Below are 22,316 nucleotides of genomic sequence, written 5' to 3'. Positions count from 1 at the left end.
GGTCGTGGCCGCCGGCCGCCTGGACCAGCCGGCCAGGTCGCCGTCAGAAGTGGAAGACGCCGACGAGCAGCGCCACCGGGTCGGCGCCGGTGTGCAGTTGGTCGAAGGCCCGGACGGCCATGGTCAGCGCCGTGCCGCTGGCCGGGTCGACCAGCGACACGGTGCTCCCGTCCGGGGTGCCGTCGCCCTGGACACCGGTGAGGATCCGTACGTGCGAGATCTGGTTGTTCTCGATCCCGTCGTCGCCGATGTCGAGCACCGGGCCGACCGCCTCGATCAGCCGGGCGAGACCCTCCGGCGTGTAGCTCGCCGGGCCGTCCTCGGTCAGCCCCACCGCGGCGAGCACGGCCCGCAAGTCGGCGACGCCCACCCCCTGGTTCAGGTCGTACCTGCTGCGCCACGAGCCCCCGAGACCGTCGAGGACCTGTTCGACGGTGGCCGACCGGCCGGTCTTCCAGTTCGACATCATCGCGCCACCGGCGGCCCAGCAGACCAGCGACGACTTCTGCTTGATCGGTACGACCGGCGGGTCGACCGCGACGTCGAGTGCCGGTCGGCCGGCGACGGCGCCGGTCTTGACCGACACCGTGCCCTCGGGCCGGGTGACCCGCAGCGAGCCCTGATCGGAGGTGGCCACCCGGTCGATCGCGCGTCGCACGGCCGCGGAGCGGGTCGCGCTCGGGGTCGCCGGCCGTACCTCGCCGATCGCTCCCCGCAGCGTGCTCCGGGTCAACGCGCGCGCCTCGTCGTCGGAGAGGAGCCCCTTGTCGCGCGCGTCCTTGATGTGCGCGAGGGTGCGGTCGAGTTCCTTGTTCAGGAACCGCTGCTGGGCGAGGGCGCCTGCCTTGGTGGCGAAGCCCTGCGCCGCGGTCATCGACGTCTTGAGCGCCTCGGCGGCGTTCTGCTGGTTGACCGCCAGGCCGGTGAGGTCCTTGAAGATGGTCGCGCTGCCGAGCGCGGTCATCGCCGCCGCCAGACCGGTCGGGTCGGGAGCGCTCGGCGCCTGTTGCAGGCCGACGACGGGCGTCGGCAACGCGTCGGGCGTCAGGTTGGGCGGGGTGGTCCGCCGGCTGGCCGTACTGAGCGGGTCAATGCCGGGTGGACGGTCCGGGATGGGCGCCTCCTCCCACCGCCAGAACTTCGTGTCGTCGATGACCTCACAGCTGTTGCACCTGCTCAACACGGCCTCGGCGAAGACGCCGGAGGTCGGCAGGCTGATCCGCATCGGCGGCGCCGGGTCGGCGGCGTAGAGGTGACGCAGGTCCGCCGGGGTCGACCGGCCGAACTCGTACGTCGCGTCGAGCTTCAACCCCGGCGCGACCGGCATCACCAGGCTGTTGCCGACGACGCCGACGACCCGGTTCTCCACCACGGAGGCGACGCTGCGCCCGCCGGCGTCCGGTGCGACGAACCCGTCCAGCAGCAGGTAGCGGCGGTTCGGGTCCATCATGAGCCAGATCGCCCGGTGGTAGTGCTCGACGTGTTCGTCGAGGTGGTCGAGGAGCCGCTCGGCCAGGCGGCGGTCCCGGTCGCGCGGGTTCCGCTTCTCGGCGGCGTCCAGCGGCACCGCGATCTCGACGTCGTCGCCGAGGCTCAGGTCGTTGAGGATCCGCCGGTTGAGGAACAGGTGGTGGCTCAGATGCGCGGTGCGGTAGCGCAGCGAACCCGAGTCGACCACCAGCCGGGCGCCCGGCGGCAGGTTGCTGATCGCCAGCGACAGCCGGACCCGGTCGATCTGCGCGCGCAGCACGGTCGGTAGCGGGATGCCGGCCTGCAACCCGACCAGCAGGGGACGGTCCTGCCCGAACAGTCCGACCATCGCCGGGTCGACAGTCACCGTCCGGGTGGCCGCCCCGTCCTCGATCAGCGACATGGTCATGGTTCCGAGCAACCGTTGGGCCACCCCGGGCGCGATCCGGCTGTCCCAGATGGCGTCGCGGGACGCCGGCAGGGCGACTCCCAGATACCGCTGCCAGATGTTGGCCGGTGAGTCCCAGAGCAGGTCGGCGTAGCCGTCCCAGTTCGCCTCGACGAACTCGCCGGACTCTCCGTCCGCCGGCCGCGGCAGGGTCGCCCGCACCATCAGCTCGCCGTCGAGGTCGACCAGCGCCTCGTCGGCGTACCGGGCGGGCGGCACGTCCGCGCCGGCCCAGTCGGCGCGGACCCGAGCCAGGGCGTCGAAGGCGGCCCGCAGCTCAGGGCGGCGCAGCCCGCGTTCCAGTGGTTCCCGCCAGCGCAGCGCCTTGTCGGCGGTGAACGGCGAGATGGCGAACGGGATGAACAGGCACTCCTGCACCGCGGCGAGTTCCTGGCTGACCTGCAGGTGGCGCAGCACCTCGAAGTACTCGACGGTCAGCGCGTGGCAGTGGTTGTAGTTCGCCACCACCTCGGTCTGCGCACGCACCGACTCACCCTGGCGGGCGGTCTGCACGACGGTGGACCGCTGGCCGCGGACGGCGCTGGCGGACTGCAGGGTGCGGTCGCGGACCTGGTTGAGCGCGGTGCCGGTGAGCGCGCGGGCGGAGGTCTGGTTGGCCGTCGAGCCGGCCGACGACACGCCGCCCGCGGCGCCGAAGACCAACGGCCCGATGAACCCGCCGATGGCGGCCGCCACGGACGACACGTCGGCCGAGGAGCTGCCGCGCATCGACTCGGTCAGGGTGGACCGGATGACGTCGCTGATGTCGCTGTCGTGGCTCAGGTCGGCGACGAGTTCCTCGGCCACGGTCCGTTCGGCCCGCCGGCTGGCGACCTCCGACCGGTTCCAGTCGAGCACGGAAACGAGCTTCTGCTGCCCGGGCGCGAGCGGCAGCGAGTAGAGCAGGTCGCCGAGGGAGTAGCCGTCAGCCCGCCACACCTGTTTGATCGTCAGCAGATGTCCGTGCGCGATGGTGGCCGCCTGGTAGCCGTACGGGATCTGGTCCCAGTCGAGCTGGCGGTCCGGATCAAGGGTGAACCGGCCCGGCTCCGGCTGCGCGAGCAGCCCGACGGCGGCGCGGAACCGGCGGACGACGCTGGTCTGTTCGGCGGCCACCAGCCGCAGTGGCGTGACGTCGTGCGGGTCCCGGGCCAGGTCCGCGAGCACGCTGGCGTCCAGCCGCAGCGGGTCGCCCGCCAGTGCCCGCTGTTCGAGGACCCGGCTGGCCAGGGTGTCGGGGGCGGTCGACGCCCACCGACCGTCGAGTTCGATGCCGGGCACGAAGCGCTGCGCCGCGGTGAGGGCGCGCGGCACGACCTCGGGTTGCCGGGCGGCGCCGGCGGTGGAGCGGGCTTCCGGTGCGCCGGACGCGAGGCCGGCGGCCGCGCGGGTGGCCCCGGCGCCGAGGGCGAACGGGCCGGTGCGCGGCAGGTTCGCGACGGGATCGGCGGTCGGGGCCGGCGCGACCGGCGGGACCGGGTCCAGCACGACCGGACGCACCCGGGCCAGCCGCACCAACTCGTCGACCAGGGCGCCGGGGATGGTTGGCCGGCCTGTCGGGGTGACACCCTTGAGCCGCGGTTGGGTCGTGCGTACGACGGCCTGATAGGTCACCTCGTCGAGGGTGCGGTTGGAGACGGTGAAGTCGACGCAGCGAACCGCGTCACTCGCGTACGCCTCGACGTTGCCGGCGACGTCCACCTGGTCCGGGGAGCGGGGCGGGACGGTCGGGTCCGGGCAGTCGCAGTCGTCGGGTTTCGGCGGCGGGGCCGGCAACGCCGGCGCCTGCAGCACGATCCGTCGGGGCAGCAGCCCGTCCTCCAACGGGATCGGGATGGGCGGGCCACCCGACAGCACCGCGTACGCCTCGGCGAACCCGCGACTCGGCCACGGCCCGGAGAAGTAGCCGCCCACCGCCGTCCGGGTCACCGACACCGGGGCGGCCGGTTCCGCGTCGGCCCGCGCCCAGATCACCAGCAGCAGGTCACTGGGCACCCCCCGCCCGCGCGGGTCGATCGCCAGACCGGTGTACTTCAGCTGCTGGCCGAGGGTGAGGTCCTCGCTCGGTGGCACCTCGGTGGCCGGCCGCGCCACGACGGTGATCTCGACCGGTTCGGTGGGCAGGTCGGCGGAGACGACCCGGCCTCCGGCCGGCAGCCCGTCAGGGGCGAATGCGGTGAGGGTCACCGGCCCGCGTCGGTCGGCGGGATCGGGCAGGTCCAGCGCGAAGGCGCCGTCGCGCTCGACGACCGCGTCGCGGCGTCCGGCCACGAAGACGGCCTCGGCCGCGTCGACGGTGAGCCGCTCCTCGAACCTGGCGGTGACCGCGTATCCGGTGAAGTCGTGCACGCCGGTCGCGTCGAGCGTGCCGCGCAGCAGGGTCGTCATCTCGTCCTCCTACGCGTCCGGAGCGCTGTACGTGATGCCGGTGGAGGCGAGGTCCTCGCCGTTGGCGTAGCCGATCCGCAGCTCGTCGCCGTCGGTCGGCACAGTGGTCAGGAAGCCGAGCACGACCCCCTCCTCCAGGGTCGGCATCAGGCCCTGCACCGCCTGGGAACCCACCCTGGCGAGCATCGGGGTCGCGCCGAAGACGAGGCCGCTGCCGTGGATGACGACCCGCATCACCCAGTCGGTGGGCAGCGGCGTGGTGATGGTGTCGAAGTCGGCGCTGTCGACCTGCATGGCGTGCTCCTAGTGCCGCACGAGCTGGAGGGAGTCGAAGAACAGGTGCCGCAGCATGCCGGGCGCCGCTCTCAGGCCGACCTGTGCGACCCGGGCGGGGTTGATGCCGGTGAGCTTGTCCACCGGGAGGGTCATGGTCTCCAGGCGCAGAACGGAGGAGTTCCCCGTTGTCCAGTGCCAGACGGGTCGTCGGGGAACGAGCGGTCCGTTGAGGGCCGACGCGTTGATCGTCGTGCTGGCCCCGTCCGCGTCGGTGACGATCACGCTGAAGGCCGGCAGTTGCCCCGCGTCGATGGTGTCCTGGCTGCTGAGGTCGTAGTCGGCGCCCACACCGAAGGTCAGTGCGTCGAAGCTCGACCAGTCCGACTCCCCCGGCCGCAGGGCGATGGAGTAGGCCGAGCCGGCCGGCCCGGGTGGCTCAAGGACGAGGATCGTGGTCACGTGGTTGGTCGCCTTGTCCAGTGACCGGGCGCCGATCAGGACGTCCGGGAACGGGTCGATGGAGCCACCGGTGAGAGTGCGCGGCTTGACCGGGTCCTCCATGTCGTCGAGGACCTGGATCTGGCTGCCGAACGACCACTGCAACGACACCCCCGCGCCGAGCGTGTTGGCGGCGGTGCCGTCGAAGAGCCCCTTCGGCTTCGCATCGCCGAGCAGTCGCCACCGGAACAGCCCGCCGATGTACTCGTCGGCGAGCTTCTCGTGATCCGCGGCGGACAGGAGAAGATCCGGGAACAGGCCCGTGTCATCGCCGGCTTTGAACCATTCGGAGTTGAACCGGTTGTGGTTGCAGTTGTCGATGAAGACCATCGCCTTGTCGCAGGTGGCGCGATCGTAGTGACGGAACCCGGTCCCCCCGTAGTACCTCGCACCTCGACCGCCCGCCACGTCGCCGTCGCGCGCGCCGTAGACGACGGCGAAGAAGGGCGTGTCACTCCTGCCGAGCGCCACCTCCTCCGGCTTGCCGAACGCGAGGTCGGTCGGGGCGAGCGCGCACACGGCCCGGATGCCGTACCGGGTGGCCGGCGGGCGGACGCTGTTCCTCCGGGCGGCCCGGATAACGGCGTCGCCGCCGCGGGAATGCCCCATCAGCGCGACCCGGTCGAAATCCACCCGTTGGTGCAGCGACGACGACGGGTTCGCATCCAGGGTCCGCAACGCGTCCAGCGCACCGAGCACCATCTGCGTCCGCATCTCGATCATCGAGTCGAAGAGGTTCGCGACATTGGTGTCGACCGAGACCGAGATGATCCCGTGCCGGGCCAACTCCTCCTGCAGCTTCTGGTATCCGTTGAAACTCGGGATGAGCCTGCCGGGGACCGACTGCCCGTGCAGGATCACCGCCACCGGCAGCCGGCCGGTCCCGGCCACCCGGGTCGGCGTGGCGGCGTCGGCCGGGTACACGATCCGCAGCCGCCGCTCGACGAGGTACTTCGTCGGATCGAGCGGATCCTGCTCGATCAGCCCGGCCGCTTCCGGCTTCTCGAGGTGGTTGCCGAGGAGAGCCTTCAGGGTGTCGTACGTGTCGATCACGAAGGGGGTCATGCTGGTTTCCCACCACGGCTCGACGACCACCACCTGCGGAATCTGGTGGAACAGCTCCAGGGGCGGCGACGGGATGAGCCCGGCGCCGACGACGCCCCGCTCGTCGGCGAAGCTGACCTCCACGGTTTCGCTGGGGCTGCTCACCTTGATGTCGGCCTTCGCGCCCTGCGCCGCCTTGTCGATCACGTCATCGACGACCGGGTCCGTGGTCGGGCCCTGCGCGCCCGGCCGCGGCTCGCCGACCAGGCCGCGCAGCGCGGACGAGGCCAGCTCCTGCGCCTCGCTCTGGCTGAGCAGGCCGTCGCCCCGCGCCTGGTTGATGCGGTCCAGCATCCGCTCCGCGTTGCGACCGAGCTCCTGCTGGCTGGCGAGCTTCGCCGCCTCGTCGCCGAGCGCGGAAGCGGCTGACAGTGACGCCTCGAACGCGGCCGCGGCGTTGCGTTGGGTGCCCTCCAGTCCGGTGACGTCCTGGAACAGGCCCGGCGTGGAGAGCAGCTCGAAGGCGGCCCGGAGGCCGACCGGATCGGGCACCGCGGGCGCGTTCTGGATCTGCACCAGCGGCGCCGGCAGCGGGGTCGGGGTGAGGTCCGGCTCCGTACCGGCCCGGCTCTCGGTGGAGACGGGGGAAATCTCCGGCAGCTCGAGCTGACCGTCGGTGCTCCACCGCCAGTAGCGGGTGTCGTCGACGCTCTCGCAGGCGTTGCACGAACCGGCGACGGCTTCGGCGAAGACGCCACGGGTCGGCACGCTGACCCGCAGCGGCGGCGCCGGCGGGGCGGCGTACGCGTTGACCAGCGGCACGGGGGCCACGTCGCCGCCGGCCTCGGTGAGCGTCGGGTCGAGGCGCAGCCCGGGCGCCGCCGGCAGCACCAGGCTGTTGCCGACGATGCCGATGAGCTGGTTGCTGCACAGGCTGGCCACGCTGCGGCCACCCAACCCCGGCACCTCGACCGCGTCGAGCAGCATGAACCGGCGCTGCGCGTCCAGGCTCATCCAGATCGCCTGGTGGTAGAACTCGAGGTGGTCGTTGAGGTGGGCGACCAGCAGGTCGGCCAGCTTCACGTCCTCCTGCCGCGGGTTCCGCAGCTCGCGCTGGGACAGCGGCGCGGCGACCACGACGGCGTCGCCGAGCTTGATGTCGTCGATGATCCGGGCGTCGTCGAAGAGCACGGCCGACAGGTGCGGCGTCCGGTAGCGCAACCGGCCGGAGTGCACGATCACCTGGGCGTCCGGCGGCAGCGGCGGTCCGTCGTACCAGATCTTGACGTGCGCGATGTCGTCACGCGGGACGCCCGGCACCGCCCCGGCCTGGTTGACAGTGACGTACAGCGGCACGCTCTCGGCGTAGCGCGACACCAGGGTGGCGTCGACCGGCACCTCGGACTCGCCACCGTCGGGCCCGACGAACGCCAGCCGCAGCCGCTGCACCAGCCGCTCGGCGATGCCGGGCGCGATCTCGGTACGGAAGATCCGGTCCCGCTCGCGCGCGGTCCGCTCGTTCAGCTTGGCGGTGAACAGTTCCAGGGTGTCGACGTTCAGGAACGGCGCCAGCGGCCGCCACATGTCGACCTGGTACCGACCGTCGGCGGCGTCGCGCGGGCGGGGCAGCAGGAAACTGATCCGCAACTCGCCCTCGATCGACTCGGGCGCCTCCTCGCTGTAGCGGGCCACCGGAAAGTCCCAGCCCACCCAGTTGTCGGCGATCCGCTCGATGGCGTCGAAGCCGCCGCGCAGCTCGCCCCTGCGGAGGAATCGTCCCAGCACCTCGCGCCAGCGCAGCACCTTCGCCCGGTCGAAGGGCGCCAGCGGCAGCGGCACGAACAGGCACTCGCGCACGTCCGCCAGCTCATGGGTGACGAGGAAGTGCCGCAGCACCTCGAAGTACTCGACCGTCATCGCGTGGCACCGGTTGTAGTTGGCCACCACCTCGGTCTCGGCCCGCAGCGTTTCCCCCTGGCTGACGCTCTGCACCACCGACGAGCGCTGGCTGCGCAGCGCCGAACTGCGCTGGGACACCCGGTCCCGCAACTGCTGCATGGAATCGCCGGCGAACGTCCGCGCGGCGTCCTGCCAGGATGAGGAACTGGACCCGCTGGTGCCGCCGGCGACGCCGCCGAAGATGCCGAAACCACTGCCGATGAAGCCGGCGCCGAGCCCGCCGGCGACCCCCCAGGTGGTGTTGCGCGAGCCGGCCGAGATCTCCTCGTGCAGGTCGGTGCCGACCATCTCCAGCACGGCCCGGTCGCGGCTGAGCAGCGCGTCGAGGTGCTCCTCGTACTCCAGCCGCTCCTCCCGGGCCGACGACGTGCGCCGGTCCCAGTCGACCACCGCGACCTGGCGGCGCTGTCCGGGCGCGAGCGGCAGCGAGTAGAGCAGGTCGCCGAGGGAGTACCCGTCGGCGCGCCAGACCTCGCGGAACTGCAGCAGATGGCCGTAGGCGATATCCAGCGCGGGGTGGATCCGCGGCGTGTAGTCCCAGTCGATGGCGTGTTCGGCGTCGAGGATCGTCCGATCCGACGCTGTCCGCAGCCCGGCGTCGATCATGTCCGTGGTGGCGGTCACCTCCGACAGCCACGCCGCGCGGGTGATCGCGGCGACGCTCGGCGGCCGGTCGGTGCGAACCAGCGAACGCGCCGCGTGCACGTCGAGGGTGAGGTTCGTGGTCTGCAGGGCCACCGACGTCGGCCGGGTCAGCCCGAGGGCCTGCGCCGCGATCGACACGCCGAGCAGGTCGGCGAGCAGATCCGACGGTACGGCCCGGCGCGGGTTCAGGGTCAGCCCGGCCACCCGCGGCTCCGAGGTCCGTACCACCTGGAAGTAGGCGAACTCCTCGATGACCCGGTTCGGCATCGTGAGATCGACACAGCCGCCGCCGAGGTCCTGCGAGAACGCCTCCGGGCTGCCGGTCAGATCGGCCTGGTCCGGCACTCGGGGCGGCGTCGCGGAGCAGCCGCAGTCGTCGTCCGGCAGTTCGTCGTCGTCGAGGTCGACGACCAGCAGGATCGCCTGCGGCAGCCGGCCGTCGGCGGCCAGTGGCACAGGCTGCCGCACTCCCCCGACGACGCTGCCGGACGCCGAGACCAGCACGTCGTCGACCCAGTCCGCACCGAACCGGCCGTCGGACCGGGTGGCGGTGATGACCAGGGGCCGGGCCGGTCGGTCACCAGCGGTGTCGGGCTCGCCGGCCGGGTCGACGCCCCAGATCACCACCGGCAGGTCGGGCGGAACCCGCCGGCCCTCCTGGTCGACGACCTGGCCGGTGATCCGGGTGCGGGCACCCAGGTTGGGCTCGTCGCTGGGCACGACCTCGACCCGGTCGACGGTCTGGACCCGCAACCGGAGTGGTCTGGCCAACTGCTCCAGCGAGCGGCGCAGCCGGTGGACCTCGACACCGGTCGCGGCCGCCACGGAAATCTCCACCGGGTCGACCGGGACGCCGTCCGGCCTGACCTCGATCCGGAACTCGCCGTCCGCGGGCAGCCGCGCCGAGCCGACGACGGGGAACCGGAGCACCTCGTCGCCGAGCGTCCGTTCGGCCCGGAGACCGACCTGCACGCGGTAGCCCTCCACCGACCCTCCGGTCGCCCGGGGCCGGACTGTGCCGTGCACGACGAGTATCTCGGCCATGGTGACCTCCGCGCAGCGTCGGTAGCGATCGCGTCAGGCCGACTCCGGTCGTGGCTCGCCCTGCGGAGGTATCTGCCGGCTATCGCCGGCGCCATGCCGGGCAGACAAGGGATGAGCAGCGCATTCACGTCTCGCAAGGCTCATCGTCCGCCGCCGGGACGGGTAGGTAAAGCCATCGGTCGAGTCAGATCACCGACCGCCGGCGAGGTTCCGCGAGGATCTGGCCGGTCGCGGGCACACCAGTGCCACTCGGCCGCGCGCCACGGTCGCCGGCCGACCGCGGGAAGTCTCGCCCAGCTGCTCCCGGGAAAAATCCCCGGACGGCGCCCGCCGGCCGTCCGTCACGGACGACCGGCGGGCGGACCTCAGCTGATCCCGGACGTCGTCCACCGCGCGGACGCGGTGGTGACCGGCACGGTGTCACCGACCAGCGTGGTCAGCGCCTGGGCGTCCCGTCGCGCGCTCGTACCGACCCAGACCTCGACGTCACCGGGCTCCACGACCCGGGTGAGCGTGCGGTCCGAGAAGGCCAGCCGCGTCGTGGGCACCGTGAACTCGACAGTGACCGACTGGCCCGGCGCCAGCCGGACCCGCCGGTAGCCCAGCAGCTGCGCCACCGGCCGGGTCACCGAGGCCACCAGGTCACGGCCGTAGAGCTGGACCACGTCGTCGCCGGCCACCGCGCCGGTGTTCGTCACGCGTACGGTCACGGGCAGCGCCCCGTCGGTCGGCACCGTGGCCGGCACGGTCAGGTCGGTGTACTCGAACGTCGTGTAGGACAGGCCGTGGCCGAACGGCGCCGCGGGCGTGGTGGGCAGGTTGGTCACCTCGCTGCCCTCGCCGAGCGTGGGGTGCAGGTACGAGTACGGCTGCGCCCCGGCCGACCGGGGCAGGCTGACCGGCAGCTTGCCCGACGGGTTGACCCGCCCGGACAGCACCCCGGTGATCGCCCCGGCGCCCTCCTCGCCCGGGAAGAACGCCTGCACCACCGCCGCGCAGCGGGCCAGCGCCCAGTCGACCGCGTACGGCCGGCCGGTGAGCAGCACGAGGACGACCGGCGTACCGGTCGCCAGCACCGCCTCGACGAGCTCGCGCTGGACGCCCGGCAGCTCCAGGTCGTCCCGGTCGCAGCCCTCGCCGACCGTGCCGCGCCCGAAGAGGCTGGCGTGGTCGCCGACGACGAGCACGGCGACGTCCGCGGCGGCCGCCGTCGCGACGGCCTCCTCGAAACCGGACCGGTCGTCGTCGTCCACCTCGCAGCCGCGTGCGGACGTGACGAGATCGGCGCCGAACTCGGTGCGCATCGCGTCGAGGACAGTCGGGATCTCGATACCGGTCTCCACGTCGGAATGCTGGACGAGGACGTGGTTGAGGAAGGAGTAGCACCCGAAGAGCGCACCGGGCCGGTCGGCGTTCGGGCCGATGACCGCGACGCGCCGGCCCGCGGGCAGCGGAAGCGCGTCCCGGTTGGCGACCAGGATGATCGACTCCTCGGCGAGGCGGCGGGCGATCGCCCGGTGCTCCGGCGAGTCGAGGTCGACCACCTGAGGCGGTTCGTCCGTGAAGGTGGCGTCCAGCAGCCCGAGTTCCAGCTTCTGCCGCAGGACCCGCAGCACCGCCCGGTCGACGATCGCCTCGTCCAGCGTGCCGGCCCGCACCGCCTCCCGCAGGGCGAGGTAGGCGTCGCCCGTCGGCAGCTCGACGTCGACACCGGCGGTCAACGCCTGCACGGCCGCCTCCGCGTGGTCGCCCGCCACGTGGTGCAGCAGGTTCAGGAACGCCACCCCGTAGTAGTCGGCCACCACCGTGCCGTCGAAGCCCCACCTGTCCCGCAGCACGCCGGTGAGCAGCGTCGGGTCGGCGGCGACGGGCACGCCGTCGATCTCGGCGTAGGAGTGCATGACGGAGCGTGCGTTGCCGTCGAGGATCGCCATCTCGAACGGCGGAAGCAGCACGTCGGCGACCTCCCGCGGACCGGCGTGCACGGGGGCGAAGTTGCGCCCGGCGCGCGAGGCGGAGTAGCCGACGAAGTGCTTCAAGGTGGCGTGCACCCCCTGCGACTGCAGGCCACGCACGTACGACGTGCCGAGGGTGCCGACCAGGTAGGGGTCCTCGGCGATGCACTCGTCGACCCGGCCCCAGCGCGGGTCACGGATCACGTCGAGCACCGGGGCGAGTCCCTGGTGGATGCCCAGGGACCCCATGGACGCCCCGACCGCCGCCGCCATCTCGGTGACCAGCTCGGGGTCGAAGGCGGCTCCCCAGGCCAGCGGGGTGGGGAAGGTGGCGGCCTTCCACGCCGAGAGCCCGGTGAGGCACTCCTCGTGGACGATCGCCGGTATGCCGAGCCGGGTGCCGGTCACCAGGTCCGACTGGAACTTCCACAGCCAGGACGCACGCGCGGCGGCGTCGACGGGACGCGTGCCGTACGGCCGGGTGAGGTGGCCGAGCCCGTGCCGGGAGAAGTCCTCCAGCTTGCTGCTGTCGCCGAACTCGCCCTGCAGCGGTGCGACGGCCTCGCCGTCCTCCTTCTCCCAGAAGCCGACCAGCTGGGCGACCTTCTCCTCGATCGTCATCCGGCCGAGCAGCTCGCGAAGGCGCGCCTCGCCGTCGCGCCCGTCCGGCAGGTCGTGGTCCGGATCCGCCTGGGCCGGCACCGACCCACCCACCGCACCGCGAACCTCAGTCATGATGTGCTTCCCCTTCGTTGTGCTGGTACCGCTGTCGCTCATCCCTTGACCGCGCCCTGCAGGCCGCCGACGATCTGCTTCTCAGCCAGCGTGAAGAAGAGCAGGGCCGGCAGCATCGCCAGCGACGTGAAGGCGAGGATTCCCGCGGTGTCCGAGGTGTATTGACTTGAGAAGTTCTGGACACCCAGCGGCAGGGTGTGCAGCTCGGCGTCGCCGAGGACGAGCAGCGGCAGCAGGAACGCGTTCCAACTCGCCACGAACGCGAGGACCCCGACGGTGACCAGCGCCGGCCGCGACAACGGCAGCATGATGCGCCAGAGGAACCCGAGCCGGCCGGTACCGTCGATCGCGGCGGCGTCCTCCAGCTCGCGGGGCACCGCGGAGAGGAAGGGACGCAGGATCACGATCGTGAGCGGCAACTGGAAGGCGACCTGCGGGAGGATCACCGCGTAGTAGGAGTTGATCAGGTTCAGGTCGCGCAGCATCAGGTAGAGCGGCAGGATCGCCGCCCCGGCCGGGAAGAGCAGACCGAGGGTGAAGAAGGTGTAGAGCCCCTCGCGCCCGCGGAAGGTGTACCGGGCGAGCACGAACGCGGCGCCGACGCCGAGCACCACGACGCCGAGCGTCGTGCCCAGGGCGATCACCGCGCTGTTGACCGCCTGCTGCCAGAAGTCGCTCTGCGTCAGCACCCGGACGTAGTTGTCCGCGACCCACGGGTCGGGCAGGCCGGCCGGGTCCGCGATGATCTGCGGGGTGGTGCGGAAGCCGCCGACGATCACGTAGACCACCGGAGTGATCGACACGGCCGCGACGGCGAGCGCCAGCACGTAGGTGAGCGGGGTGCCCCACGCCACCGGGCGGCGGCTCGAGGAGGGAGCTGGATTGGCCACCACGGTCAGTTCACCCTCCCGGTGATGGCGCCCTCGATGTCCCGGCGGAGCAGGAAGCGCTGGAACAGCAGCGCCGCGACGAACGAGATGACGAACAGGATCACGGCCACCGCGTTGCCGTAGCCCCAGAGCCGGGCGAAGAAGCCGTTGTCCACCATGTACGTCGCCATGGTGGCGGAGGCACCGAGCGATCGCACCGCGGGCACCGAGGTCACCCAGATCACCTCGAAGGTCTGCAGCGAACCGATCATCGACAGGAACATCCAGATCCGGATCGTCGGGCCCAGCAGCGGGAGCGTGACGTGGCGCTGGGTCTGCCACCAGCCCGCGCCGTCGATGGCGGCGGCCTCGGTCAGCTCGGGCGGGACGTTCGACAGACCGGCGAGCAGCAGGATGATGGCGAAGCCGACGTACTTCCAGGTGAGGACGAACAGCATCGTCCAGATGACGATGTCGAGGTCGGCGAGCCACGCCTGCACCAGGCCGCCCAGCCCCAGGGACCGCAGCAGCGCGTCGACCGTCCCGTTGTCGGTCAGCAGCAGCTTCCACATGATGCCGACGGTGACCTCGGCGAGCACGTAGGGCACGAACACCAGCAGACGGAACGCTGTGCGGCCGCGGAAGCGACGGTTGAGCAGCAGGGCGATGCCCAGCGCGAGGGGGCCCTGGATCACGAGCGACCCGATCACGATGATCGCGTTGTTGCGCAGCGCGTCGAGGAAGATCGGGTCCTGGAAGGCCAGCACGTAGTTGTCGAAACCGACGTACTCGGTCGGCGGCCCGACCCCACGCCAACGGAACAGGCTGTAGTAGACCGCGAAGCCCATCGGCACGAGCACGAACATCACGTACACGACGATCGCCGGCGTGGTGAGCCCGATGATCTCGTACCACTTGCGCCTGGTCTCGGCCGCGCGGGACGAGCGGCGGGCCGCCGGGGGACCCGCCGGCGGCGCGAGCGCGCCGCCGGCGGGGTTCAGGGTCGGGTTGGTGGAGGTCACTTCTTCGCGGCCGCCTTCATCGCCGAGACGACCTGCTCGGGGCTGCCGTTGCCGGCGAAGATGGCGACGATCGCGTCGTTCATCGCGTTGCCGACGGTGCTGCCGAAGGCGGTGTCCAGCCAGAGTTGCACGTAGGTCGCGCCGGAGGTGGCCTCCAGGATGGACTTCAGGGCGGGGTCGGCGACCCCGTCCTCCGCGCCCTTGGCGACGGGCAGGCCGGTGCCGGTCTCGGCGTAGCCCTTCTGCACCTCGGGGCTGACGATGTACTTGAGGAACTCGACGCACTCGGCCGGGGCGTTCTTGGCGCAGGCGAACCCGTCGCCGCCGCCGAGGGCCGCCTTCGGGTCACCCGCCGAACCGGAGATCGCCGGCACCGGGAACCAGCCGAGGAACTTCTTGAGCGCCTCCGGGTCCTCGGAGACGGTCTCCAGGGTGCCCCGGTTCCAGTCCCCCATCAGCTCCATCGCGGCCTTGCCGTTGGCGAGCAGGCCGTTCGCGCTGGTCGGGTCGTTCTGCCCCGGCGTGGCGATGAAGTTGGCCTGGAACGGCTTGGTGTCGATGAAGGTCTTCAGGTCCTGGCCGGCCTTGACGAAGCACGGGTCGTCGAAGACGAGGTCGACCGAGGCCTTCTTCAGCGTGTCGACCGAGCAGGCGCGCAGCGCGAAGTTGTACCACCAGTGCGCGGCGGGCCACTTGTCACCGGCGCCCAGGGCGATCGGGACGACGTTGATCGCCTTGAGCTTCGTGACCGCGTCGTTGAGCTCCTCGAACGTGGTCGGCGGGGTGGTGATGCCCGCCTTCGCGAACATGTCCTTGTTGTACCAGATGCCCTCGATGCCCATCCGGAACGGCAGGCCGTACTGCTTGCCGTCCACCTGCCAGATCTCGGCCGCGCTGCCGATGTTGGCGACCTCCGTCTTGACCTGGTCGGTGATGTCCTTCAGGTAGTCGGCCTCCACCTGCTCGCGCATCTCACCGCCGCCCCACGCCTGGAAGATGTCCGGCGGGTCGCTGGTGAGCAGCGCGGCGGGGAGCCGGGTGCGCTGGAGCTGGTTGGTCTCGATCGCCTCGATCTGGATCGTGACGGTCGGGTGCAGCGCGGAGAAGTCCTTGGCGACCTTCTCCCAGTACGTCTTGCCGGGCCCGTCCTGGGAGGCGTTGTGCCACCACGTCAGGGTTACCGGGTTCTTGTAGAGCTCGCTCTCGGCGGGGGCTTCGTCGTCGCCGCCGTTGCAGGCGGTGACAAGGAGTGCGCTGGTCAGGAACAGCGCTAGGACGGCGCCCGCACGGCGCTTCATCGCCATCGGTGTCTCCTCGACTGGTCAGTCGCGATACTCGGCTGGTGGCCGAGTTTTACAGCCGTGTAACTCAGTGTCAATCGTTATCGATAACGTTTTCGAATCTCCGGTGACGACGTCCGGAGGGCCCTCTATCATCGTCGGCGTGGCGTTTCCCCAGCGTGTCAAGATGTCGGACGTGGCTCGTACGGCCGGCGTCTCGGTGGCGACCGTGTCCAAGGTCGTGAACGGCCGGTACGGCGTGGCAGAAGCGACCGTGGAGCGCGTCCAGCAGGTGATCCGCCAGCTCGGCTACGAGGCCAGCCTGGGGGCGCAGAGCCTGCGCAGCCACCGCACGAACGTGCTGGGCATCCTGGTGGCCGAGTTCGAGCCGTTCTCCACCGAACTGCTCAAGGGGGCGTCCAGGGAGGTCGCCGGCTCCGGCTACCAGCTGCTGGCCTACTCCGGCGGCGACGGCGGCGGCGCGGCGATCGGCTGGGAGCGCCGGTCGCTGGCCCGGCTGTCCGGAACCCTCATCGACGGGGCCGTGATCGTCACGCCGACCGTGGTCGAGACCAAGCCGGGCTTCCACGTCGTCGCCGTCGACCCGCACACCGGCCCGTCCGGCCTGCCCACGGTCGACTCCGACAACTTCGCCGGCGCCGTGCTCGCCACCGAACACCTGCTGTCGCTCGGCCACCGCCGCATCGGGCACATCAGCGGACGCCCCGACCTCGAGTCGGCGCGCCTGCGCGAGGCGGGCTTCCGCAAGGCCATGGCCGACGCCGGCGTGCCGGTCGACGAGCGGCTCGTACGGGTCGGCGGGTTCCGGATCGAGAGCACCGCCGGCACGGCCGCGGAGCTGCTGGCGCTCCCCGACCGGCCGACCGCGATCTTCGCGGGCAACGACCTCTCGGCCATCTCCACCGTGGACGTCGCCCGGAGCATGGGCCTCACGGTGCCCGACGACCTGTCGGTGATCGGCTTCGACAACGTCCCGGAGTCGGCGCTGGTCGACCCGCCACTGACGACGATCATGCAACCGCTGCAGCGCATGGGTGCCGAGGCGCTGCGCCTGCTCGTCGACCTGATCGCCGGCGTCGAGCGCGACACGCACGTCCGGCTGCCCACCGAACTGGTCGTCCGCGCCTCCTGCGCCCCGTACCGCCCCGGCCCGGCCGTGCCGCTGTCCCACGCCACGACGGCCGGCGGCTGAGCCGTCGGTCCCGGTCACGACCGGCACCCCGGCGTCGCGCGTCGGCCTGGTCGAGGTGGCGGCGGGACCGCACGGCCCGCTGCTGTACGACCAGCAGGAAGGTCCGTGCGGCCCCGCCTCCGCCGGTGATTCACCGGCGCGGCTGGTGCGGGACGCGCGGCAGGACGTACGGCGGGCCGGCGTAGATCAGGTCGGCCTTCATCTCCTGGTAGGCCCGCTTGGGCTGGTAGTTCTCGTCGTAGATGGTGGCCAGGCCCTCCGGCGGGTCGCTGAACCAACCGGGCACCCAGGAGTGCTTGTCGGTGAAGCCCCAGACGGTGAACGACAGGCAGTGCCGGTCGGCCAGGCAGGCGCGCAGCAGCACGCTGAAGTTGGCCGCGGACGCCTGCAGCCGCGGGTTGATCTCCGCGGGGTCGCCGGCCTGGACGCCCTCGGTCAACTGGCTGCGCACGTCGACCTCGGTGAACGCGGTGGCCAGGCCCAGGCCGGAGAACTTCTTCAGTGCCGCCGCCACCTGGAGGGTGTCGTAGTTGCCGTACTGGGTGCCGAGGTGACCCTGGCTGCCGATGCCGTCGATGGGCACGCCCGAGGCCCGCAGCTGCCGGGCCATGTCGTAGACGAACTGCGTCTTGTCGTTGGCCGGGTCACCCGAGCCGAACGCCTCGATGTTGTAGTCGTTGTAGAACAGCAGCGCCTTCGGGTCGGCCGCGCGCGCCCAGCGGAAGGCGTCGGCGATGTAGTCGGGCCCGAGGTGCTGGGCCCAGAAGCCCTTGTAGTGCAGGGTCGGCGGGTTGTCCCACGGGTCGCTGACGGCCTCGTTGACGACGTCCCACTGCCAGATCTTGCCCTTGTAGCGGCTCACCACGGTGGTGATGTGCTTCTTCAGCAGGGCGCGCAGCTCCTCCTTGCTGATCGAGCCGTCGGCGACGCCGCCGGTCAGCCAGCCGGGCAACTGGTTGTGCCAGACCAGCACATGGCCGCGCACCCGCTGGTTGTTCTGGCGGGCGAAGTCCACGAGTTCGTCGGCCGGTCCCCAGTTGTAGCTGCCCCGGGTGGGTTCCAGGCTCTCCCACTTCATGGCGTTCTCGGCGGTCACGGAGGAGAACTCCGACGCGGCGAGCTGGCGGTACCGCGGGTCGGCGGGGTCGTTGAGGACGGCCATGTCGACGGCGGTGCCGATGTGGAGGCCGTGTCGCTGGCCGAGCGTACGCAGGCTCTGCTCGGCGGGGTCGTACGGGCGGCCCGCCGTGGCGGGCAGGACGTTGAGCGTCGCGACGGTCGCGACCGCGACCACGCCGGTGGCTATCCACCGTCTCAGCTTCATCTGCGTTCCTTTCGGGCTGACCCGGCGACCGGCGCCGACGAACAGGGCACGGACTCCGCGCTGGTGCCGGACGGGGCGATCAAAGGATGCGAGGGTGGCCGGCGTGGCGATGTTTCGGCCGCGACGCCGGAAGTTTCGGAACTCCGACCGGAACTTGGTCGGAAACGTTAGGAGTCGATGTGGGGTGTGTCAACACGGAAGATTTCCGGAAAGGAGCGCCGCGGACCGGGCCACGACTGGCGGCCCGGTCCGGCGGTGACCCGGCGGTTCAGTGCTCGCGGTACGTCGCCTGGTCGAAGTCGGCATACCCCCCGTCGCCGCCGAGGTCCTGCACCCACAGCCCCAGGAGCGCGCCGGTGAAACCCCACGCGGCCGGCTCGCCGTCGACGATCACGGCGGCGTGCTCGTCGGAGAGGATGGTGGCGTCCAGCTCGACCGGGAGTTGGCGCCAGCCGTCGCCCAGGTCGTAGCCGAACCGCAGCGCCGGCCCGTCGAACTCGACGCGCAACCCGACGCGGGCGGCGGCGCCGACGTCGACGGTGAGCTCCGGGTAGGCGGTCCGTCGGCCGCTGTCCGAGCTGAGCAGTTCCAGCACCACCCGGCCGTCGTCGGCCCGGGTCAGGTAGAGGTAGTACCAGTTCAGGGTGTTGTAGTAGGCGGTGATCCCGGCCAGCTGCCGGTGGTCGACCGGGTCGAACTCGACGACCGTCTCCAGCGAGCAGCGGGCCGCACCGACCCGCCGGGCGACCAGACTCGGCGCCTGCTTGCCGACCGGCGACTGGCCACCGTGGACGCGCAGGTGCGAGGGGCGCGCCCGCAGGTCGACCCAGTCGGCGGTGGCCGGGCGGCGCAGCGTGGACCACCAGGTGGCCAGCCGCGGCGCGTCGAAGTGGTCGGTCGCGGGCTCGTCGGGCCACGGATGGGCGGGCAGGTCCGGGGCGGGGATCTCGGTGGCCGGCACGCCGCCGGGAATGGTGGGCCAGCCGCCGCGCGGCCAGTCGACCTTCTGGATGGCGGTCTCCCGCCCCAGCACGCAGTTGCCCAGCGGAGTGTAGGGACGTCCGACGAGGTGGGCGAGGTACCAGTCGCCCCGCTGGGTGCGTACCAGGCTGCCGTGACCGGCCTTCTGCAGCGCGAGGTCCGGCCGGCCGACGGAGGTGAGCAGCGGCCCGGCCGGATCGACCTCGTAGGGACCGAGCAGATCCCGCGACCGGGCGACGGTGACCTGGTGCTCCCAGCTGGTGCCGCCCTCGGCGGTGACCAGCCAGTACCAGCCCTCGTGGCGGTAGATGTGCGGCGCCTCCGTCAGGCCGGCGTCCGTACCGGTGAAGATGATCTTCGCGTCTCCCACCAACTGTCGCCGGGCGCGGTCGTAACGCTGGATCTCGATGCCGCCGAACCGGTCGCGTCCCGGCCGCCAGTCGGCGCTCATGGACAGCAGCCAGGTGGAGCCGTCCTCGTCGTGGAAGAGCGAGGCGTCGAAGCCGTGCGCGTGCAGCGCGACCGGATCCGACCAGGGGCCGGTGATGTCGGGGGCGGTGGTGAGGAAGTTCTGCGCGTCCCAGTAGCCGCTGGCGAAGCTGGCGACGTCGCTGTAGACCAGGTGGAACAGGCCGTCGTGATAGGACAGGTCGGGTGCCCACACCCCGTTGGAGTCGCCGCACCCGCGCAGGTCCAGCAGGCGGCGCTCGGTGATGATCCCGCCCAGCGCACGCCAGTGCACGAGGTCCCTGGAGTGGTGCACGCGCACTCCCGGGTACCACTCGAACGTCGAGGTGGCCAGGTAGTAGTCGTCGCCCACGCGCAGGATCGACGGGTCCGGGTGGAAGCCGGTGAGGACGGGGTTGCGGATCGACCGGGTGGTGACTACCTCTGCGATCTCGGTCGACATGTTCGACTCCTTCAGGTTTCCTCCCGGCAGCTTTCCGGAAATCGTCGCCGGGCAGCGTCAGAATTCCGCTCACCGTAACGGCTCGCGCCCGGACCCGAACACCCCTTTACCGCTGATGTTTCACAAGGAAGGCTCCGCCATCCTGCCGGCACGAGCGTCGACCGAGGCCTCGAAACTTTCGGCCCGACGGCTCCGGTGGGCTACCGCCACCGACATCAGGCAGATCACCGCCGCCGCGATGAGCGGCGGCCGGCCGCCGAGGTGGACGGCGGCGGAGCCGAGCGGGATGGCCACGGCGATCGGCCCGAACATCGCGGTGGTCGCCGTCCCGGCCACCCGGCCGAGCAGCGCCGCCGGCGTGTGCGTCTGCACCGCGGTCACCGCCGCGACCAGCGTCCAGGGCAGGCCGACACCGGCGACGACCGACGCGGCCACCGTGACCGGCCACCACGGCAGGCACCGCGCCAGGCAGCCGACCGCGAAGAGCACGGTGCCGGCGACCGCGACGGCGACCGGGCCGCGCCGGGCGATGAGCCGACCGACGATCAGGCCGCCGACCAGGGACCCTGCCCCCTGCGCGCTGACCAGCACGCCGAGGAACGTCGTCGGCAGGCCCAGTTCGGTGACGACGATCGCGTACAACGCCGCGGTGGAGAAGCCGGACATGGCGATCGACACCGCGGCCAGCACCACCGGCACGCGGGTCACCCGCTGCCCGGCCAGCACGGCGAGCCCGGCGCGGAGGTTGCCCCGCTCGGGCGCCGGGGAGTCGGGTGGGGTGTGGACCAGTCGCACCGCCAGGTACAGGCCCGCGACCAGGACCGGCATGGCCGCGCTGAGCACGGCGACGGCGTGGCCGCCGTGCCAGGCGTACAGGCCGGCGCCGGCCGCGGGCGCTACCAACTTCATGCCCTCCTGGGCGCTGGAGCGCCACCCGTTGACGTCGCCGAGTTCGGCGGGCGACAGGGCGGCCGGCAGCAGCGCCGTCTCGCCCGCGTCGATGAGCACGTAGCTGAGGCCGTAGGCGCACGACACGGCGAACAGCAGCCAGGTCTGCCCGGGGCCCCGGACGGCGAGGAGGCTCAGCAGGACGGCGGCCAACGCCAGGTTGACGCCGATGACCAAGGGTCGGCGAGGCGCCCGGTCGAGCAGGGCGCCCAGCCACGGGCCGGCGAGGACCGGGGCGTACACGCACAGGCCGGCGAGGGCCGCGAGACTGGTGGAGCCGGTGAGGTCGAGGATCCAGATGCCGGCCACCAGGGCCATGGCGGTGCTGCCGAAGCCGGACAGCAACGAGATCGCCACGAACAGGCCCGCATTGCGGCGCATGACCCCTCCAAGGTTGAGCCGGGACGACTCACATCCTCAGGTCTTGAGCGCGATACAGGCAACATTGGCGGCGGTCGTCAATGAGCTGTTGACAGCGCGGCGTCGAGGGCAGCCGCGACCGTCCGAACGGGTGCGGGCAGGCGATCCCGCCCCGCCTCGGCGAGGTCGGCGGCGATCAGCAGCGCCAGCGCGTAGAGCGAGCCCGGCGGGGCGTCGAGGGCCGCCTCGGCGGTTCGGCGCACCAGCTCCGCCCGGCGGAACCGGGAGTCCCACCGCCGGTCCGTGTCGATCCATCGCCGCAGGTCGGACACGGCGCTCCGGATGGTGGCGATCGCCTCCGGGTAGTGCAGGTCGAGGCTGCGCCGGCGCGCCGACCGGGCGGCTGCCAGGCGTTGCCGGCGCTGCTCCGCGGCCTGCCGGCTGGCCAGGCCCAGCGCGGCGGCGACCTGCGCCCAGGTCGCGCCGCCGTAGCGCGCCCGGTCGATCAGTTCCAGCTCCTGCTCGTCCAGCCGGACGCGGGTGGCGCGCAGGTCGGCCAACCGGGCCAGCTCCGAGGTCACCTGTCAACGCTACATTGACAAGAGGTCAGACAGACCGCCCCGGCCCGGCCGGCCACCGGGCTCGGGGACCGCACACCGTCGACGAGGGCCCGGCGCGGTGTGACCGGCACGACCAGGGTCGGGGGACCAACGGCCCTGCCGGGACGGTCACCGGCGGAGCGACGCTGGCGTCCGTGAGCAGCCGTATCGCCAGGCCGGACGCCAGGTGCCCGCTTCGCCCCGGCGAGCCGTGCACCCTGTGCCAGCTCGACGTGACCGGCCCGCAGGACTGCCCGCTGGTCTACCTCGTCATGACCGACGAGGAGTTGCGCGACGGGGTGCACCGCACCCGGCCGGTCGCCGCGCCCCACCAGCGGTCCTGACCGA

Annotated in this window: 13 protein-coding genes; 2 read left to right on the top strand and 11 right to left on the bottom strand. The window is 71.8% G+C overall.

Annotated features, from left to right (window positions below):
* Positions 1-43: 43 nt before the first annotated feature.
* From DLJ47_RS07550 to DLJ47_RS07520, 7 genes are all read right to left on the bottom strand, one after another.
* Entirely contained in the window at positions 44-4,306 is a 4,263-nt protein-coding gene (locus DLJ47_RS07550; RefSeq protein WP_109899334.1) for a papain-like cysteine protease family protein, read from the bottom strand.
* 9 nt (positions 4,307-4,315) lie between these two features.
* Positions 4,316-4,600: a hypothetical protein gene (locus tag DLJ47_RS07545; RefSeq protein ID WP_109899333.1), complete on the bottom strand. Its 285-nt coding sequence runs from the start codon at positions 4,598-4,600 to the stop codon at positions 4,316-4,318.
* Positions 4,601-4,609: 9 nt separating this feature from the next.
* Entirely contained in the window at positions 4,610-9,772 is a 5,163-nt protein-coding gene (locus DLJ47_RS07540) for a poly(ethylene terephthalate) hydrolase family protein (protein ID WP_109899332.1), read from the bottom strand.
* Positions 9,773-10,137: 365 nt separating this feature from the next.
* Positions 10,138-12,462, bottom strand: a complete 2,325-nt coding sequence (locus tag DLJ47_RS07535) for a beta-xylosidase/alpha-l-arabinosidase (protein ID WP_109899331.1) — start codon at positions 12,460-12,462, stop codon at positions 10,138-10,140.
* A gap of 38 nt (positions 12,463-12,500) precedes the next feature.
* Positions 12,501-13,361, bottom strand: coding sequence for a carbohydrate ABC transporter permease (locus DLJ47_RS07530; RefSeq protein ID WP_109899375.1), 861 nt, complete (start codon positions 13,359-13,361; stop codon positions 12,501-12,503).
* Entirely contained in the window at positions 13,358-14,353 is a 996-nt protein-coding gene (locus DLJ47_RS07525) for a carbohydrate ABC transporter permease (RefSeq protein ID WP_109899330.1), read from the bottom strand. Before DLJ47_RS07525 ends, DLJ47_RS07530 begins: the two co-directional genes overlap by 4 nt.
* On the bottom strand, positions 14,350-15,657 hold the full coding sequence (locus tag DLJ47_RS07520; protein ID WP_109899329.1) for an ABC transporter substrate-binding protein: 1,308 nt from the start codon (positions 15,655-15,657) through the stop codon (positions 14,350-14,352). Before DLJ47_RS07520 ends, DLJ47_RS07525 begins: the two co-directional genes overlap by 4 nt.
* 139 nt (positions 15,658-15,796) lie before the next feature.
* Between DLJ47_RS07520 and DLJ47_RS07515 the strand changes: the two genes are divergently transcribed.
* Positions 15,797-16,846 carry a LacI family DNA-binding transcriptional regulator gene (locus DLJ47_RS07515; RefSeq protein WP_109899328.1) on the top strand — a complete coding sequence of 350 codons (1,050 nt, stop codon included), beginning with the start codon at positions 15,797-15,799 and terminating at the stop codon, positions 16,844-16,846.
* Between the two features lie 130 nt (positions 16,847-16,976).
* Here the strand turns inward: DLJ47_RS07515 and DLJ47_RS07510 are convergent, their stop codons facing one another.
* From DLJ47_RS07510 to DLJ47_RS07495, 4 genes are all read right to left on the bottom strand, one after another.
* Complete coding sequence (locus DLJ47_RS07510; protein ID WP_109899327.1) at positions 16,977-18,170, bottom strand: endo-1,4-beta-xylanase; 1,194 nt, start codon at positions 18,168-18,170, stop codon at positions 16,977-16,979.
* A 268-nt stretch (positions 18,171-18,438) separates the two neighbouring features.
* Positions 18,439-20,061, bottom strand: coding sequence for a glycoside hydrolase family 43 protein (locus tag DLJ47_RS07505; RefSeq protein WP_109899326.1), 1,623 nt, complete (start codon positions 20,059-20,061; stop codon positions 18,439-18,441).
* Between the two features lie 120 nt (positions 20,062-20,181).
* A complete protein-coding gene (locus DLJ47_RS07500) occupies positions 20,182-21,390 on the bottom strand; it encodes an MFS transporter (RefSeq protein WP_109899325.1) in 1,209 nt (402 codons plus the stop codon).
* Positions 21,391-21,467: 77 nt separating this feature from the next.
* Positions 21,468-21,950, bottom strand: a complete 483-nt coding sequence (locus tag DLJ47_RS07495) for a hypothetical protein (RefSeq protein WP_109899324.1) — start codon at positions 21,948-21,950, stop codon at positions 21,468-21,470.
* 173 nt (positions 21,951-22,123) lie between these two features.
* On the opposite strand from DLJ47_RS07495, the gene DLJ47_RS07490 reads away from it, so the two are divergent.
* Complete coding sequence (locus DLJ47_RS07490) at positions 22,124-22,312, top strand: DUF6767 domain-containing protein (protein WP_109899323.1); 189 nt, start codon at positions 22,124-22,126, stop codon at positions 22,310-22,312.
* Positions 22,313-22,316 lie beyond the last annotated feature (4 nt).

Origin of the sequence: Micromonospora sp. S4605 (assembly GCF_003176715.1) — a bacterium.
Lineage (GTDB): Bacteria > Actinomycetota > Actinomycetes > Mycobacteriales > Micromonosporaceae > Micromonospora > Micromonospora echinaurantiaca.
This window is presented reverse-complemented; position numbering and strand designations above follow the sequence as displayed.

What these genes read in the sequence shown, in the direction of transcription:
- DLJ47_RS07550 (WP_109899334.1), bottom strand. Translation starts at nt 4,306, where the DNA reads ATGACGACCCTGCTGCGCGGCACGCTCGACGCGACCGGCGTGCACGAC.
- DLJ47_RS07545 (WP_109899333.1), bottom strand. Translation starts at nt 4,600, where the DNA reads ATGCAGGTCGACAGCGCCGACTTCGACACCATCACCACGCCGCTGCCC.
- DLJ47_RS07540 (WP_109899332.1), bottom strand. Translation starts at nt 9,772, where the DNA reads ATGGCCGAGATACTCGTCGTGCACGGCACAGTCCGGCCCCGGGCGACC.
- DLJ47_RS07535 (WP_109899331.1), bottom strand. Translation starts at nt 12,462, where the DNA reads ATGACTGAGGTTCGCGGTGCGGTGGGTGGGTCGGTGCCGGCCCAGGCG.
- DLJ47_RS07520 (WP_109899329.1), bottom strand. Translation starts at nt 15,657, where the DNA reads ATGGCGATGAAGCGCCGTGCGGGCGCCGTCCTAGCGCTGTTCCTGACC.
- DLJ47_RS07510 (WP_109899327.1), bottom strand. Translation starts at nt 18,170, where the DNA reads ATGAAGCTGAGACGGTGGATAGCCACCGGCGTGGTCGCGGTCGCGACC.
- DLJ47_RS07505 (WP_109899326.1), bottom strand. Translation starts at nt 20,061, where the DNA reads ATGTCGACCGAGATCGCAGAGGTAGTCACCACCCGGTCGATCCGCAAC.
- DLJ47_RS07500 (WP_109899325.1), bottom strand. Translation starts at nt 21,390, where the DNA reads ATGCGCCGCAATGCGGGCCTGTTCGTGGCGATCTCGTTGCTGTCCGGC.